17 protein-coding genes, 1 pseudogene and 1 riboswitch are annotated in these 14619 nt (G+C 66.1%); of the genes and pseudogenes, 15 read left to right on the plus strand and 3 right to left on the minus strand.

Going from position 1 to position 14619, the window contains the following annotated elements:
* Position 1: 1 nt before the first annotated feature.
* From atpB to LZC95_52155, 3 genes are read right to left on the minus strand one after another with little or no spacing between them, the layout of a single operon-like run.
* Complete coding sequence (gene atpB, locus LZC95_52145; protein WXA94964.1) at positions 2-838, minus strand: F0F1 ATP synthase subunit A; 837 nt, start codon at positions 836-838, stop codon at positions 2-4.
* A 35-nt stretch (positions 839-873) separates the two neighbouring features.
* Positions 874-1239, minus strand: a complete 366-nt coding sequence (locus LZC95_52150; protein ID WXA94965.1) for an ATP synthase subunit I — start codon at positions 1237-1239, stop codon at positions 874-876.
* Positions 1226-1477 carry an AtpZ/AtpI family protein gene (locus tag LZC95_52155; protein ID WXA94966.1) on the minus strand — a complete coding sequence of 84 codons (252 nt, stop codon included), beginning with the start codon at positions 1475-1477 and terminating at the stop codon, positions 1226-1228. The genes LZC95_52150 and LZC95_52155 overlap by 14 nt, the downstream gene beginning before the upstream one ends.
* Before the next feature lie 88 nt (positions 1478-1565).
* Between LZC95_52155 and LZC95_52160 the strand changes: the two genes are divergently transcribed.
* From LZC95_52160 to LZC95_52230, 15 genes and pseudogenes are all read left to right on the plus strand, one after another.
* On the plus strand, positions 1566-2510 hold the full coding sequence (locus tag LZC95_52160; protein WXB00365.1) for a hypothetical protein: 945 nt from the start codon (positions 1566-1568) through the stop codon (positions 2508-2510).
* A 14-nt stretch (positions 2511-2524) separates the two neighbouring features.
* Positions 2525-3331, plus strand: coding sequence for an adenosylcobinamide-GDP ribazoletransferase (locus LZC95_52165; GenBank protein WXA94967.1), 807 nt, complete (start codon positions 2525-2527; stop codon positions 3329-3331).
* Positions 3328-3888, plus strand: coding sequence for a histidine phosphatase family protein (locus LZC95_52170; protein WXA94968.1), 561 nt, complete (start codon positions 3328-3330; stop codon positions 3886-3888). Before LZC95_52165 ends, LZC95_52170 begins: the two co-directional genes overlap by 4 nt.
* A gap of 36 nt (positions 3889-3924) precedes the next feature.
* Positions 3925-4132: riboswitch (cobalamin riboswitch) on the plus strand.
* Between the two features lie 7 nt (positions 4133-4139).
* Positions 4140-5372 (plus strand): sirohydrochlorin cobaltochelatase, encoded by a 1233-nt coding sequence (locus LZC95_52175; protein WXA94969.1) that lies wholly within the window; start codon positions 4140-4142, stop codon positions 5370-5372.
* 17 nt (positions 5373-5389) lie between these two features.
* Positions 5390-6613, plus strand: a complete 1224-nt coding sequence (locus LZC95_52180; GenBank protein ID WXA94970.1) for a hypothetical protein — start codon at positions 5390-5392, stop codon at positions 6611-6613.
* A gap of 10 nt (positions 6614-6623) precedes the next feature.
* Positions 6624-7307, plus strand: coding sequence for a PepSY domain-containing protein (locus LZC95_52185; GenBank protein ID WXA94971.1), 684 nt, complete (start codon positions 6624-6626; stop codon positions 7305-7307).
* 8 nt (positions 7308-7315) lie between these two features.
* On the plus strand, positions 7316-7690 hold the full coding sequence (locus LZC95_52190; protein ID WXA94972.1) for a DUF3209 family protein: 375 nt from the start codon (positions 7316-7318) through the stop codon (positions 7688-7690).
* A 3-nt stretch (positions 7691-7693) separates the two neighbouring features.
* Positions 7694-8404, plus strand: coding sequence for an FAD-binding oxidoreductase (locus tag LZC95_52195; GenBank protein ID WXA94973.1), 711 nt, complete (start codon positions 7694-7696; stop codon positions 8402-8404).
* 3 nt (positions 8405-8407) lie between these two features.
* Positions 8408-9454 (plus strand): annotated as a pseudogene (locus LZC95_52200) (cobalt-precorrin-5B (C(1))-methyltransferase).
* Positions 9455-9583: 129 nt separating this feature from the next.
* The gene (locus LZC95_52205; protein WXB00287.1) at positions 9584-10240 is read left to right on the plus strand and encodes a precorrin-8X methylmutase; all 657 of its coding nucleotides are present in this window, start codon (positions 9584-9586) and stop codon (positions 10238-10240) included.
* A complete protein-coding gene (cbiE, locus tag LZC95_52210; GenBank protein WXA94974.1) occupies positions 10237-11469 on the plus strand; it encodes a precorrin-6y C5,15-methyltransferase (decarboxylating) subunit CbiE in 1233 nt (410 codons plus the stop codon). The genes LZC95_52205 and cbiE overlap by 4 nt, the downstream gene beginning before the upstream one ends.
* A complete protein-coding gene (cobI, locus tag LZC95_52215; GenBank protein WXA94975.1) occupies positions 11466-12227 on the plus strand; it encodes a precorrin-2 C(20)-methyltransferase in 762 nt (253 codons plus the stop codon). The genes cbiE and cobI overlap by 4 nt, the downstream gene beginning before the upstream one ends.
* Positions 12224-13351 (plus strand): cobalamin biosynthesis protein, encoded by a 1128-nt coding sequence (locus tag LZC95_52220; GenBank protein WXA94976.1) that lies wholly within the window; start codon positions 12224-12226, stop codon positions 13349-13351. The genes cobI and LZC95_52220 overlap by 4 nt, the downstream gene beginning before the upstream one ends.
* Entirely contained in the window at positions 13348-14196 is an 849-nt protein-coding gene (gene cobJ, locus LZC95_52225; GenBank protein ID WXA94977.1) for a precorrin-3B C(17)-methyltransferase, read from the plus strand. Before LZC95_52220 ends, cobJ begins: the two co-directional genes overlap by 4 nt.
* A complete protein-coding gene (locus tag LZC95_52230) occupies positions 14196-14612 on the plus strand; it encodes a precorrin-3B C(17)-methyltransferase (protein WXA94978.1) in 417 nt (138 codons plus the stop codon). The genes cobJ and LZC95_52230 overlap by 1 nt, the downstream gene beginning before the upstream one ends.
* Positions 14613-14619 lie beyond the last annotated feature (7 nt).

Genomic DNA, 14619 nt, shown 5'->3' on the forward strand with positions numbered 1-14619 from the left:
ATCACGCGGGGGGCTGCACGGGAACCCGGGTGATGTCATGTTTTTTTCCGGGCTGATGGTCCTCGATGTGCTCGTCATGTTCCGTCGCCAACGAAATGTAGACGGTGGCCAGCAGGGTGAAGACGTACGCCTGGACGGCGATGACCAAGGTACCGAGCAGCATGACCGCCACCGGCACCACGAGGGCCACGAGGGTGTGGAAGATCGACACGAGAAGGTGGTCGACCGACATGTTGAGCATCAAACGAACCGACAGCGTGATCGGCCGGATGATCAGGCTCATCACCTCGAGCGGGAAGATGAGGAAGGCGAGCCACCAGACCGGGCCGGCCAGGTGCTTGATGTAGCCAATGCCGTTCTCCTTCAAGCCGTAGTAATTGAAGGCGAAGAAGACGACGAGCGCGCAGCCGAGCGTGATGTTCCACGACGACGTGGGGGGCGCAAACCCCGGGATGAGACCGAGCAGGTTGCCGAAAAAGATGAAGATGGCCGACGTGCCCACCACGGGGAAGTACTTCTTGGCGCGCTTCGGCCCCATGGCGTCCTTCATCGTGTCGTAGACGTAGCCCACGAACAGCTCGAGGAACGTGCGGGAGGTGAGCTTGTCCTCCGGAACGATCGCCTCGTCCGCGATGCCCTTCGGCGCCACGATCTTGGCCTTGGCCGCGAACGCCAGCAGCGAGAGCAGGATCACGATGAAGACGCTCACGACGAACGGCTCGATCGTGTGCGTCGTCACCTCCTGCCCGGTAGCCGTATGGCCGAGGGCGTGGGCGAAGTCCTTGAAGAAGGGCAGTTTCGCGATCAGGTAGGTGAAAAAGGAGGTGTGCTCCGGCATGTCGGCCTCCCCTCTACACTAAGGAGAGGACAATTTCACCCGGGAAAGAGACCCTGGATCACAATGCCGATCGGTAGTGCCCCAAGTCCCGCCAAAAATGGCAGCGGAAGGATGACTTTCAGCGACAAAAGAATGATGACCCCGCTGAAGAGGACCAGGAACTTAACGAGAACGACGGGGGCCCAGCGGGAGCCCTGCTGAGAAGGGTCGATGCCCGTGATGATCGTGACCATGCGCGTGATCACCCAGAGGTCGAGCACCGCAACGGCGACCCCCGCGGCCGTCGACACGGCGGTGTGCACGTCGAACGCGATGGCCGCGCCCAAGGTCAACAGGGCGCCCACGATCAGAACGGGACGCAGCGCGGGAATGCGCGCGCCGTTCTTTTCATCCGTGGTCATGGCGATCCCTCTCGCTGCTTTCTTCGTTCTCTCGGTCTTCTTTTTCGAGTGCGCGCTGTTCGAGTTGGGCCATGCGGAAGAGGGTGCGGAAGCTTGCGAACGTGCCGACCGTTAGCCCGATCCACACGAGGTAGCCGGTGCCGAGGCGCGCGTCGAGAAAGCGCCCCCCGAGAAAGCCGGCGGCAATGAGCGCGAAAAACTCGAAGCCCACCGCTGCATATCGTCCGAATTGCTTCACGTGTACGACATTCTAGCTGACGCCGGAGCTCCACGACGGCAGGAGTTTTCATGCGCAGCTCGAACCGCCGGGCTCTATCATGGCCGGTATGCACAAGCTTGAAATCGGTGTCTTTCTTACCGTTGCGCTGACATCGAGCTTGGCTTGGGCGCAGCAGCAACCCGCCGGCCCCCTTCCTCCACTGCCGCCGCCCACGCCTCATCAGCCTGCGCCCGCGCCGCCGCCGTACGTGTACCCGGGTCAAACCCAGCAGCCCGCACCACCGCCCCCGCCGCCGCAAGCCGCACCGTCACCGTACCCGGGAGGGCCCTACCTTTCGCAGGACATCCCTCCGCCCCCGCCGCCGATCGAATACGAGCCCGCGCCTGAGCCTGTTCACGCGCCGAACTATTCCTTCTACGCCGGAGCGTCGCTGCGCGCGTTGGGCTTTGGCGGCTACTTCTATACGAACGAGCTCGGCCGAGAGGAGACCACGGGCAATTTCCTTGGCCCCGGTCCCGCGGTCGAAGTGGACCTCGGCGCGCGACTCGGCAAGCACTACATCCCGTTCCTCTTTTGGGAACACGGATTCATGAGACAAGGTCATCGATTCGATGGAACCGATGCCACGTCGTCGAGTGATCTCATAGGCCTTGGATTCCGCTACGCCGCCGGCAACGTGGATCGCGCGAGTTTTCTCTCCGAACTATCCATCGGTCTGCGCACCGTGACGGTGAAGAACGGCAACGAGACCTTCAAGATGTCGACGTGGGAGCTTTTCCGCCTCGGCCTCGGAGCGGAAATCCGATTTTCGAAGTTGTTTACCATTTCGCCGATGGCCCACATCTCCAGCGGCGCGATGAACGATAGCGATGGAAGCGTGACCTTCAGCGCCGACGGCTCACGCGATTATGCGGCCGCGGCAGCTTCCGATCCGAATATTCGGGCGCCATTTCATCCAACGTTCGTCAATGGCCAAAATATCCAATCGGGAAGGAGCTATGTCGTAGTCGGTATTGGCTGCGGAGCTCACTTTGATATTTTCGGAAAATGAATTAGAGCAAAGGCATGTCGACGGCCGTCGGCGTTGATGGGTTGGGGAACGCGCCTTCGTGGCTGCGAGGCATTCGGGCTGCGGTGACCGTCCTCACGCGCGTGCCCGTGGGCGGCTTTCCGTATTCGGATGCGGACTGGCGATGGTCGGCGGCGTACCTGCCGCTCGTGGGCACCATGCTCGGGGCCCTGCTCTCCGGCGTGTGGATCCTCACCGTGCGCGCCGGGCTTTTGGTGGCCGCGGTCATGGCCGTCGGTGTTTCGCTCTTCATCACGGGGGCGATGCACGAAGATGGATTGGCCGACACGGCCGATGCGCTGGGCGGTGGGACCACGCGGGAGCGGGTGCTCGCGATTTTGAAGGACAGTCGCATCGGCGCTTTCGGTGCGGCGGCGCTGACCATCACCTTGCTTTTGCGTGTGGCGCTGCTCGAGCGACTCGGGCCCGTCGCGCCCATCGCGTTGGTCTTCACCCATGGCGCGGCGCGTCTCGGGCCCGTGTGGCTGATGGCGACGTTGCCCTATGTGACCGACGAGTCGGTGGCCAAGAGTCGATCCATCGTGGCCGCGGGTCGGGTGCAAGTGGCCGTTGCCACGGGATGGGTGCTCGTCGTGGGGGCGGCCCTCTGCTTGATGGACGCGCTCAACGTGTTCGAGGTCGTGTCGGCCTTGGCCGCGGCGGCCACCGTGTGCATGTTCTGCGCCTTCCGCTTTCAGGCTCGTGTGGGCGGCATTACGGGCGACTTCCTCGGCGCCGCCGAGCAAGTGAGCGAGTGCGCGATGCTGCTGACCTTGGCCATCGTGCGCGGCGGCCCACCTTGATCCTGTGGGTTGCACGGCATGCGCCGGTCGCGGATCCGGGAGCGCGCTGTTACGGCCGCACCGATGTAGCGGTGACCGTCCCGCACGATCGCGCGGCGGCGACGTTGGCGGCGTCCTTTCCACCGAATGAGCCACCGCCCGAGGCGGTGTGGACCTCACCGGTGTCGCGCTGCGCGGCCGTGGCCGAGCACCTCGCGGGGCATTGGCGTGCCGCCTTCCGCGTCGATGCGGCGCTGTACGAGATGAACTTCGGTGCGTGGGACGGCCTTTGCTGGACGGACATCCGCGCGCGGGATGGCGAGGCCTACGAGCGCTGGATGCGCGAGTGGGAGCACGTCGCACCGCCGGGTGGCGAAGCCCCGCAGGACATCGAGCGGCGGGTGCGGGCATGGTTGACGTCGCTGTCATTGGAGCCAGCCCAATCGCATGGGCTCGTGGCGCATGCGGGTGTGGTGCGGGCGCTTTATGTCGTGCTCGAGGGCTGCTCATGGCCCGATGCCATGGGGCGCACCGTCGAGCACCTCGCATGGGTCCCGTTTCGCTTGGGGCACTCTTGACATCGGATGCAGGCATCGACGAGCATGCGCGCCGTTGACAATTGAATCGCCTCGGGTGCCCGTAAGGGCACAACAGGGAAGCCGGTGAAATGCCGGCGCGGTGCCGCCACTGTATGTGGGGAGTCGTGCTTCGAAGCCACTCGATCTCGCTACTGAGACCGGGGAAGGGGAGCACGGCGCTGCAGCCTTCGAACAGCTGCTGAACCTACGAGCCAGGAGACCTACCCGGGGTTTCACGCGAGAGGTGCGCCATGCACTCTACTGCGTGGCGTTCGGGTGCGGATCTCACCCGGGCCACCGACCCTTCGATCGACACGTGCGTTTTGCTCGTCGGCCATGGGAGCCGAAATCCCGAGGCGAACGTCGAGTTCGAATCGCTGGCCGAGGTGTACCGAGCTACGGGCCGCCGCGTGCAGGTCGGCTACATCGAGCTCGCCCGACCACTCGTGTCCGAGGCTTTGACCTTGGCCGCACAATCGGCGCGTCGCGTGGCGTTGGTTCCACTTTTTCTTTTTGCCGCGGGGCACGTCAAAAACGATCTCCCGCTGGCCGTGGCGGAGGCGCGTCTCCGTTTTCCATCGGTGCAGATCGCGGTGGCGCCGCACCTGGGCGTGCACCCATCGCTGGTCGCCATGGCCTACGATCGGGCGGCAACGCAGCTCGGCGATGACGCGACGCGCGCGAAGACGCTGCTTCTCGTGGTGGGGCGCGGTTCGAGCGATCCCGATGCCAACGGCGAATTCTGCAAGCTGGCACGTCTTCTGGGCGAAGGCCGCGGGCTTTTCGACGTGCAGCCTTGCTTCATGGGCATCACGGCCCCGAGCGTCGAGACGGCGCTCGAGCGCATCGCGCGGGTGCGGCCCGAGCGGCTCGTGGTGTTGCCGTACCTGCTCTTCGCGGGGCGCCTGGTCGAGCGGCTCACGGCGCAGGTCGAGGCGTTTGCATTGCGCCATCCATGGATTCGCGCGTCCTTGGCGCCTCATCTCGGGACCGACGAGCGATTGCTCGCCTTGATGGACGAGCGGGCCCGCCAGGCACTCGAGGGCGAGTCCTTGTTGCCGTGCGACACGTGCCAATACCGGACCGCGCTGCCCGGCTTGGAGCAGCAGGTCGGCGGATTGCGGGCGCTGCTCTACAGCGTGCGCCACACGCTCACGCACGCGCAGGCGTCGATGCCGGTCCACGTGCACCGCCCGCTGAAGAAGCACGTGCTCGTGTGCCTCAACGCCGACTGCGTCGATCGCGGAAGCACCGCGGTGCTCGCGGCCTTGCGGCGTGAGGTGAAACTTTGTGGACGCGCGCGCGAGATCAAGGTCACGCGCACCGCGTGCATGGGCCGCTGCGGGGAGGGGCCGACGGTGGCCGTTTACCCCGACGGCGTTTGGTACCGCGGCGTTCGCGATTCGGACGCCGCCGAAATGGTGCACGAGCACCTTCTCAACGATCGGCTGGTTGGGCGGCTGGTCGACGACATTTTGCAGTGAATTCCAACGGGAGCGACATGATGAAGACAATTCTAGGGGTGGTCACCGCAGCGATTCTGTCCACGTTGGCCGCAGGCTGCAGCAGCTCGTCGGATCCGGGACCGGGGTGCCAGGAGAGCTACACGGTCACGTCGCAAGGCAGCTCGGGCAACTTGAAGAACCGTGCCTACGTCGCGAGCCGTGACTCGGGCAACATCACGGTCATCGACCTCGACACGCTCGAGATCGTGGGCTCCGCCAACACGTGCAGCCGCGGCTACCACATGGCCGAGCTCAGCGCGGACTTCACCAAGATTTACGCATCCAGCACGGACAACGGCAAAATCGACGTCCTCAACGCCCGCTCGCTGAATGTCACCAAGCGCGTTTCCGTGGGCGCGGATCCGTCGCATTTGAGCTTGAGCCGCGATGGATCGCTCATCGCGGTGGTCGACGAGAAGGACAACGCCGTCTCGTTCATCGACCCGAAGACCGACGTCGAGGTCAAGCGCCTGCCGGGCTTCTACACGCCGCACTTCGTGCGCTTCTCCGCCGACAACCGCCACGCCTACGTCGCCAACATGGGCGCGTACCACATCACGCGCGTCGACCTGCAGTCGCTCGCCATCGACGCGGAGATCGCGCTCGAGGGTCACGCAGGCCCGCCGGTAGCTGCAGCCGGCACCGAGGAGTTCGGCTTCGCGGACGCGCAGATCGACGAGAACGGCGTGCTCTGGGCCGCGCATTCGGGCACCGGGCAGGTGCTTCTCTACGATACGAAGACGCTCACCAAGCTGCCCGAGATCCGCGCCGGCGTGAATCCGTGGATTGTCTACGCCGAGCACCCGTTCAAAGGCATCGAGGCGCGCATCGTGCCGAACCATCGCGATCGCAGCGTGTCGCTGCTTCACCAGCTGCAGACCGTTTCGGCGGACACCATCGTCACGGAGGAGCCGGAGTCGTACGGCGTGAACTACACGCCGCTCGACCCCGAGAAGGCCTTCGTCATGAACCGGATGCGCGAAGAGATCGCGGTCATCGACACGCGCACCAAGAAGCGCACGGCGACCATTCCCGTCGGCGGCAACACCGAGACGGCGTCGACCACGGCCGATGGCAAGTACGTCATCGCTGCCGTGAGCAGCGCCAACCGCGTCGTGGTCATCGATGCGGTGACCAACGCGGTGGTGAAGACGTTCGACAACGTGGGCAACTACCCCTGGACGGTGACCATCCCGCAGGGTCAGAACTACTGCCACTGAGGCACCGGTCATGTCGCGGTTTGCCTCGTACACGCGGAAGCTTCATTTCACGGTGACGGCCATCGTCGGCGTGCAGCTCGTGGCTTGGGCGCTCACCGGGTTTGCCTTCACCTTGTTCGACTTCCGTGTGGTACGAGGCACCGATGACCGCGCACCGGTGGCGGCGCTCGATTGGGCGTCGGTGCGATTGCGCCCGGGCGAGATCGTCTCGGACGCGCAATCGGTGCGCCTGAAGATGCTCGACGCGCGCCCCGTCTACGAGGTCGTTCCCATGGAGGGCGAGCCGCGGTTGGTCGACGCGGCCGACGGCACCGCCGTGGCCATCGACGAGGCACGCGCCGCGCGCATCGCAACCAAGGCCTACCGCGGCGAGGCGCACGCGCGCAGCGTGGAGCGCAAAGACGACGAAGGCAAGGCGATCTGGGTGGTGCATTTGGACGATGCGCGCGCCACCGACGTCGCCGTGGACGCGGCCACCGGCGACATTGCTTGGTGGCGCAATGAAACGTGGCGCTCGTTCGACGTCCTCTGGTCGATCCACGTGCTCGGCTACGTCAATCGTCACAGCCCGGCACATTGGCCGCTTCGCATCGTCGGCTTCCTTGCGGCCATCGCGGCCACGAGCGGCGCGGGCCTCCTGCTGGTGCGGTTGGCGCGGCGCCTCTCGACTCGAAAAGCAACCCCAACCCGATAGGAAATACGATGGCTTGCCACGAGATTGCAGCACTTCGTCTGGGACTCATGAACATCCTCGGCGTGAACGACGAGGCCGAAAAGGCGCACGAGCTCGCGGAGCTGGGCGAGGCCGCGCGCACCCCAGGGCCGCTTGCCTCGCTGACCGTGGCCTCGGATCTCGACGGGCTGGTGAAGCTCTTCTCCACGTCGCTGGTCGACTTGAACGAGAAGGTCGCGCGCACGCCCGCCGGCGATCCCAAGCTGCCGTACATGCGAAGCTTGGTCGTGCTGACGAAGAAGGTCGAGCTCGAGTTGCGCGCGCACGTGGAGAGCTTGGGGCGCATGAACCGCGAGCTCGAGGAGATGCACGATCTCGTGCACGAGCTCTTTCCGGCGGAGTGACCCATGGCTGCGAACCCGAAGACCCTGCGCGTCGTGGCCGCCCATTCCGAGGGCACCTCCGCGCGCGTGCTCGAGATCGAGACGGTCGATGCGAGTCCGCTCACGCCCGTGGCGGGCAAGTACATCATCGTGAACACGGGCGTGATGGCGGGCGACAAGCCGGTCAAGCGCGCGTACTCGCTCACGTCGGCCTACGGGCCGGTCCATCGCGCGCGCCTCATGGTGAAGAAGCTCGGCCCCGGTTCGAGTGCGCTGCACGAGGCACCGCTGGGTGCGGAGTTCTCCTTCAGCGGGCCGTGGGGCAAGCTTTTGCCCGAGGCGGGTGAGCTGCCGCGAACGCTGGTCGTGGCCACGGATACCGGCATCACCACGGCCATCGGCCTGGCCACGCAGGCGAGCACGCTGTCGACGTGCCGCGTGGTCGAGGTGCTCTGGCTCCGCGGCGAGGGCGAGACGTTCTTGGACATCGACGACGTTCGACATCGCATCGAGGCCGCCGGCGTAAAATATGTATGTGCATCTATTTTGTCCGCGCACGATCCGTCGCGCGTGACCGACGCGTGGGCGCACGTCGAGGCGCGCGTCGCCGAAACGGGCGCCGAACTGGTGCTCGCCTCGGGCGACGGTGCGATCATTCACCCGCTTCGTGAGCGGCTGAAAGTTCCGGTGCGCATCGAGTGCTTCTTCCACAACCCGGAGAAGAAGAGCGCGTAAACGATGGACGCTCCGCGCGTGCTCCGCACCGTCGTTCCCCCGCGAAATCCGAAAGGACAGCGCGAAGGGTTTACCACGGGTGCGTGCGCCGCGGCCGCGGCCAAGGCTGCTACGCGTCTCTTGGTGCGCGGCGGGGCCTTGGTGGACATCGAGACCACGCTGCCCAATGGCCAGCGTCACACCTTCGTGCTCGAGCGGAGCGAACGCGAAGGTGACGTCGCTTGCTGCAGCATCGTCAAGGACGCCGGCGATGATCCGGACTGCACGCACGGCGCAGAAATCGTGGCCCAGGTGACCCTTCGCGCGGAGCCGGGCATCGAATTGCGCGGCGGCGAAGGCGTGGCCTGCGTGATGAAACCGGGCCTCGGGCTCGAGGTCGGCGGACCGGCCATCAACCCCGTGCCCCGCCGCAACATCACGCAGATGGTGCTCGAGGAAATCGCCGGCAGCGCCTTCCGCGGCGCCATCGTCACCATTTCCGTGCCCGGCGGCGAAGAGCTGGCGAAGCAGACCATCAACGCGCGCCTCGGGCTCATTGGGGGCATTTCCATCCTTGGCACCACCGGTATCGTGAAGCCGTATTCGACGGCCGCGTACAAGGCCAGCGTGGTGCAAGCCATCGACGTCGCCCGCGAGCGCGGCATCGACGTCTTGGTGCTCACCACCGGCGGCAAGTCCGAGGCGTACGCCATGCGCCTGTACCCGGACTTCGCCGAGGAGGCCTTCGTGCAGGTGGGCGATTTCGTGGGCGTCGGCGTCAAGCATTGCGCGCGCCGCGGTGCGCTTCGCGCGGTGGTCGTCGGCATGATCGGCAAGCTCTCCAAAATGGCCGACGGCAAAACGATGACCCACGCCGCAGGCTCCGAGGTGAACATGGAGCTCCTCGCCGGCATCGCGCGCGATCTCGGTGCGTCCGACGCAATCGTCGAGGAGATCCGCGCCGCGAACACCGCACGCCACGTGCTCGAGATCGCCGAGCGCGAGGGCATCACCACGGTGTGCAGTGCCATTTGCGAGCGCGTCGTGGGGCATTTGGGGCGGCATGCCGGTGGCGCCATCCAGGTTCACGCGGTGCTGGTCGATTTCAATGGGACGGTGCTCGGGCGATACCCGCCCGAGGTTACGGAGGTCCGCGGCTCCGCCGCGGCTGACTTTCAACGCGGAGGCTTCATGACGGACATGCGACAGATGACCGCGCTCGGACGCGGCATCGAGGACAAGAGCTTCGCCATCATCGACGCCGAGGTCGGCGCCCACGATTTCCCCGACGCCGAATGGCAAGTCGTGCGGCGAGTCATCCACGCCACCGCGGACTTCGAGTTTCGCTCGCTGATGCGCTTCAGCGGCGATGCCATCACCTCGGGGGTGCGTGCCCTTCGCGGCGGGTGCCCGCTGGTGGTCGACGTCAAGATGATCGCCGTCGGCCTCAACGAGCAGCGCCTCGCTTCGTACGGCTGCCACGTGCACTCGTTCATCTCCGACGAAGACGTGATCGCCACGGCCAAGGCGAACAACTCGACGCGTGCCATCGAGTCGATGCGCAAAGCCCACGCGAACGGCGTTCTGGACGGCGCCATCGTGGCCATCGGCAATGCGCCGACGGCGTTGCTGGAGGTGTTGCGGCTCGTGCGCGAGGAAGGCGCCCGCCCGGCGCTGGTCATCGGCGTGCCGGTCGGGTTCGTATCCGCCGAGGAGTCGAAGGATGCGCTCATTGCTTCCGAGGGGGTGCCCTTCATCGCCGCGCGAGGCCGCAAAGGCGGGAGCCCCATCGCCGTCGCCATCGTGCATGCGCTGTTGATGCTTTCCGCGCAAAACGAGGGGAGCGCGTCGTCGTGAAGCAGCGCGCCGTTACCGTGATCGGCATGGGCGACGATGGCTGCGCAGGCTTGACGAGCCGCGCGGCCAACGCCGTGGCACGCGCCCAGGTGCTCGTGGGCGGGGAGCGCCACCTGGCCTTCTTTCCGCAGTTCACCGGCGAGCGCATTCCGCTCAAGGGCGGGCTCGGCGCGGCACTGGATCGTGCCGCGCAGCTTGCCGAGGAGCACCACGTCTGCGTGCTCGCATCGGGCGATCCGCTGTTTTTCGGGGTGGGTCCCATGATTGCCAAGCGGCTCGGGACGGAGCACGTGGAGTTCCTTCCCGCGCCGAGCTCCATCCAGTGGGCGTTCGCGCGCACCGGCATCGCCTGGGAGGACGCGGACATCGTGTCGGTGCACGGGCGGAGCATCGATGGCTTCGTCGCGCGCCTTCGCCGCAGCACCAAGGTGGCCGTGCTCACCGACGCCGAAAACACGCCGGCCCGGCTGGCAGCGCGGCTCATCGAGCACGGCGACGGCGCGTGGAACGCGTGGGTCTGCGAGCGCCTCTCGGGCCCCGAAGAGCGCGTGCGCCGGTTCGCGTTGGCCGATCTCGCGGCGGAGAAGGACATCGACCCGCTGAACGTGCTCCTGCTCGTCCGCAGCGACGAGGCATGGCGCACGCCTCCGGCCATCCCGTACCTGCACGAGGACGCCTTCGCCAAGCGGATGCCCAAAAATGGGCTCATCACGAAGCGCGAGGTGCGCCTCTTGTCGCTCGCGTCGCTGGCCATCCGCCCCGACGCCGTCGTCTGGGACATCGGCGCTGGGTCGGGCTCCGTCTCCATCGAGGCTGCGATGCTCGCGCCGCGCGGCGCCGTCTACGCCATCGAGGTCGACCCCGAGGGCGTGGCCATCTGCCGTGACAACGTGCGCACCCACGGCACCGACAACGTGCACGTCATCGAAGGAAGGGCCCCCGAGGTGCTCGTGGGTCTTCCCGCGCCCGATGCCGTCTTCGTCGGCGGAAGCAAGGGAAGCATGGCCGATATCGTCATCGCATCGCTCGATGCACTTCGCCCCGGCGGACGCCTCGTGGTCAACGCCGTCACCATGGAGAACGTGGCCGAGGCCTACGCCGTGCTGCGCGCACGCGAGCTCGATCCGGACATCACCTTGGTCCAGATCTCCCGCGGCGTCCCGTTGGCGCGCTACCGCCGCTACGAGGCACTGAATCCGATTCACATCATGGCGGTGGAAAAAACATGACCGCGCTGGGAACCCTTTACGGCGTGGGTGCAGGCCCGGGCGCCTCCGACCTGCTCACCTTGCGCGCGGTGAACGTGCTCAAGTCCGTCGACGTCCTCGCGCTGCCGCGAAGCTCCGACTACGGCGCCTCCGTCGCGTGGGAGATCATCGCGCCTGCGCTCGGCGAGTTGGCCGAACTCCCGCCTTCGCAAACGCGCCTGCGCCTCACGTTTCCCATGAGCAAAGACCCGGCACGCGTGCGTCCCCACGTGGAGTCCGCGGTGAACGCCATCGGTGCGCACTTGGTGGAGGGGCGCTCTGTTGCCTTCGTCACCGAAGGGGACCCTTCCGTCTTTAGCACCTTCGGCTACGTGCGGCAGGAAGCGCAGAAGCGCTGGCCCGAGTTGCGGGTCGAGGTCGTGCCCGGCGTCACCTCCATCACCGCGGTGGCCTCCATCGGCGGGGTGCCGCTCGCCGACGGGCACGAGCGTGTGGCCATCGTGCCCGCGACCTACGGCGTCGACGACTTGGTCGACCTGCTTCGCCGCTTCGACACGGTGGTGCTCATGAAGCTTGGCGCAGAGATGCCCATCATCCTCGCCGCCTTGGAGCAGACGGGCCTCACCGACCGCGCCTTTTTCGTCCACAAGGCCACCATGGCCGAGCAGCGCTTCGAGCCCGACGTGCGCAAGGTGCGCGACGAGCATGGCGGCTGCTTCTCGATGCTCATCGTCAAACGCCGCGATCGCAGCGGCGTGCTTCTTGGGAACGAACCATGATCACCGCACGCCGCCCCTTCGCCGTCTACGCCATCACCCGCCACGGCATCGCCATCGCGCAACGCCTCATGGCCGGCCTTCCCGATGCGGATCTCTTCGTCTCCGCCAAGCTTGCCTCCCTCGCGCCCGCGACGGCAAAGCCTTTCGCGCTTCCCATGGGCCCGCTCTTGAAGGAGACGTTCACCGCCTACGACGCGCACATTTTCATCATCAGCGTCGGCGCGGTGGTGCGCATGATCGCGCCGCTCCTCGAGAACAAGAAGGTCGATCCGGCCATCGTCTGCGTCGACGACGCGGCCCGCTTTTCCATCTGCGTGCTCTCCGGCCACGTGGGTCGCGGAAATGTTTTCACCGATCGCGTCGCCTCCATTTTGGGCGCCGCGTCCGTGGTGACCACCGCATCCGACGCCATCGGCACACTCACCGTCGACATCCTCGGCCGCGACCTCGGGTGGACCCTCGACGACATGGATCGCAACGTCACCCGAGGCTGCGCTGCCGTGGTGAATGCCACGCCCGTTCTCTTCGTTCAAGAAACGGGGGAGCCGAATTGGTGGCCCCTCGACCGCGCGCTGCCCGAGGGCGTGCGTTATGCGACGAGCCTCGAGGGGGTCGATCCTGCGGCCTGGGAAATCTTGCTCATCGCGAGCGACCGCACGCGCCTCGACCCGGCGGCGTGGGAAAACTCCGTCGTGTACCGGCCCAAAAGCCTCGTCGTGGGCCTCGGCTGCGATCGCGGAGCGTCGATCGAGATGGTGGAGCGCGGGGTGGACGCGCTCTTGAAGGAGCACGGCCTGTCGCCCAAGTCGGTGAAGGCCATCGCCACCATCGACAAGAAAGGCGATGAGGAAGCCTTTCTCGCCTTGAGCGAACGCCGGCAGTGGCCACTGCGCACCTTCACGCCGGAGCAACTCGATGTCGTTCCCGGAATCGAGAACCCCTCGGAAACCGTGAAACGCTACGTGGGGGCGCGCGGTGTGGCGGAGCCGGCGGCGTTGCTCGCGGCGGGGGCGGAGAAACTCCTGGTGCCCAAGCAGACGTACACCGAAGAAGGCGCCGGGAGGTCGATGACCTTCGCCGTCGCACGCATTCCGTTTCCAAAGCGGAAGGAGATCGAGTCATGAGTGATGTCTTTGGTGATACGCCAGCAGCAAAAGGCGTGCTCTCGATCGTCGGCATCGGGCCCGGCGCGTCGCAACACACCTCGCCGGCCGCCTTGGAGGCCATTGTCTCGGCCGATGTGGTGGTCGGTTACATCACGTACATCAAGTTGGTGCGCGACCTCATCGAGGGCAAAGAGGTGATCCGCACCGGCATGACCGAGGAGATCGGCCGCGCCCGCGCCGCCGTCGAGCGCGCGCGCGATGGCGCCAAGGTGGCCATCATTTCCTCGGGCGACGCGGGCGTGTACGGCATGGCGGGCCTCGTTTTCCAGGTGCTCCAGGAGATCGGCTGGAAGCGCGGCGACTCGCCCGAGCTGCGCATCGTGCCGGGTATGACCGCGCTCAATTCGTGTGCCTCGCTGGTGGGTGCGCCGCTCGGTCACGACTTTTGCGCCATCTCGCTTTCCGACTTGCTCACGCCGTGGCCGGTCATCACCCGCCGCATCGAGGCTGCCGCATCCGCGGATTTCGTCATTGGCTTGTACAATCCGGCGAGCGGAAGGCGCACGCGTCAAATCGTGGAGGCGCACGACATCATCGCGCGCTACCGCCCGGGCAATACGCCGGTCGCCTTGGTGAAGAGCGCGTACCGCAAGCTCGAGAACGCGGTGCTGACCGATCTGGATCACTTCCTGGAGTTCGAGATCGGGATGCTGACCACCGTGCTCGTCGGCTCGAGCAACACGTTCGTCTTCGAGGGCTACATGGTGACGCCGCGCGGGTACACGAACAAGTACACCTGGGACGGCAACGCCATCGCAGGGCAAACGCCGGGGCGGTCGTTGGTGCTGCCGGAGGGCGAGTAATGTCGCGCGTGACGCGTCTTTCCGGCGCCATCCTGGCCGAGTCCCAGGGTGAGTATTTTTTGATTGGGAATACGAAGTCGCCGTGCGACTGGGCCGCCGCCGGCTTCGAACCACCGGGCGAACTCGATCCATTGAAGCGACCGTACATCCGTCTTTCGGGTCGCGGTTCAGGGGACGCGCGCGGGGGGGCCTTGATCCTCGACCTCGAAGGCGAACCCCTCGCCCAGGCCTTGGCCCAACGCTTCCTCATCGAGCGAAACGGCTCGGTGAGTGAGCGCCTCTGGCGTCTCGTCCTCCACGGCGGCGATCCCGACGCCGAGGGCATCCCCGACGCCGACGTCGACGCCCGCTGGCTCGGCGAAATCCCCGCCCCCCTTTGGCAAATCATCCGCGACACCGTCCTTCGCTGCCTCTAGGAATCCC

The organism is Sorangiineae bacterium MSr12523, from assembly GCA_037157775.1.
Classification (GTDB): Bacteria; Myxococcota_A; Polyangia; order Polyangiales; family Polyangiaceae; genus Pendulispora; species Pendulispora brunnea.

What these genes read in the sequence shown, in the direction of transcription:
- LZC95_52160 (WXB00365.1), top strand. Translation starts at nt 1,566, where the DNA reads ATGCACAAGCTTGAAATCGGTGTCTTTCTTACCGTTGCGCTGACATCG.
- LZC95_52175 (WXA94969.1), top strand. Translation starts at nt 4,140, where the DNA reads ATGCACTCTACTGCGTGGCGTTCGGGTGCGGATCTCACCCGGGCCACC.
- LZC95_52150 (WXA94965.1), bottom strand. Translation starts at nt 1,239, where the DNA reads ATGACCACGGATGAAAAGAACGGCGCGCGCATTCCCGCGCTGCGTCCC.
- LZC95_52220 (WXA94976.1), top strand. Translation starts at nt 12,224, where the DNA reads ATGATCACCGCACGCCGCCCCTTCGCCGTCTACGCCATCACCCGCCAC.
- LZC95_52165 (WXA94967.1), top strand. Translation starts at nt 2,525, where the DNA reads ATGTCGACGGCCGTCGGCGTTGATGGGTTGGGGAACGCGCCTTCGTGG.
- LZC95_52180 (WXA94970.1), top strand. Translation starts at nt 5,390, where the DNA reads ATGATGAAGACAATTCTAGGGGTGGTCACCGCAGCGATTCTGTCCACG.
- atpB (WXA94964.1), bottom strand. Translation starts at nt 838, where the DNA reads ATGCCGGAGCACACCTCCTTTTTCACCTACCTGATCGCGAAACTGCCC.
- LZC95_52205 (WXB00287.1), top strand. Translation starts at nt 9,584, where the DNA reads ATGCGACAGATGACCGCGCTCGGACGCGGCATCGAGGACAAGAGCTTC.
- LZC95_52185 (WXA94971.1), top strand. Translation starts at nt 6,624, where the DNA reads ATGTCGCGGTTTGCCTCGTACACGCGGAAGCTTCATTTCACGGTGACG.
- cobI (WXA94975.1), top strand. Translation starts at nt 11,466, where the DNA reads ATGACCGCGCTGGGAACCCTTTACGGCGTGGGTGCAGGCCCGGGCGCC.
- LZC95_52195 (WXA94973.1), top strand. Translation starts at nt 7,694, where the DNA reads ATGGCTGCGAACCCGAAGACCCTGCGCGTCGTGGCCGCCCATTCCGAG.
- LZC95_52190 (WXA94972.1), top strand. Translation starts at nt 7,316, where the DNA reads ATGGCTTGCCACGAGATTGCAGCACTTCGTCTGGGACTCATGAACATC.
- cobJ (WXA94977.1), top strand. Translation starts at nt 13,348, where the DNA reads ATGAGTGATGTCTTTGGTGATACGCCAGCAGCAAAAGGCGTGCTCTCG.
- LZC95_52230 (WXA94978.1), top strand. Translation starts at nt 14,196, where the DNA reads ATGTCGCGCGTGACGCGTCTTTCCGGCGCCATCCTGGCCGAGTCCCAG.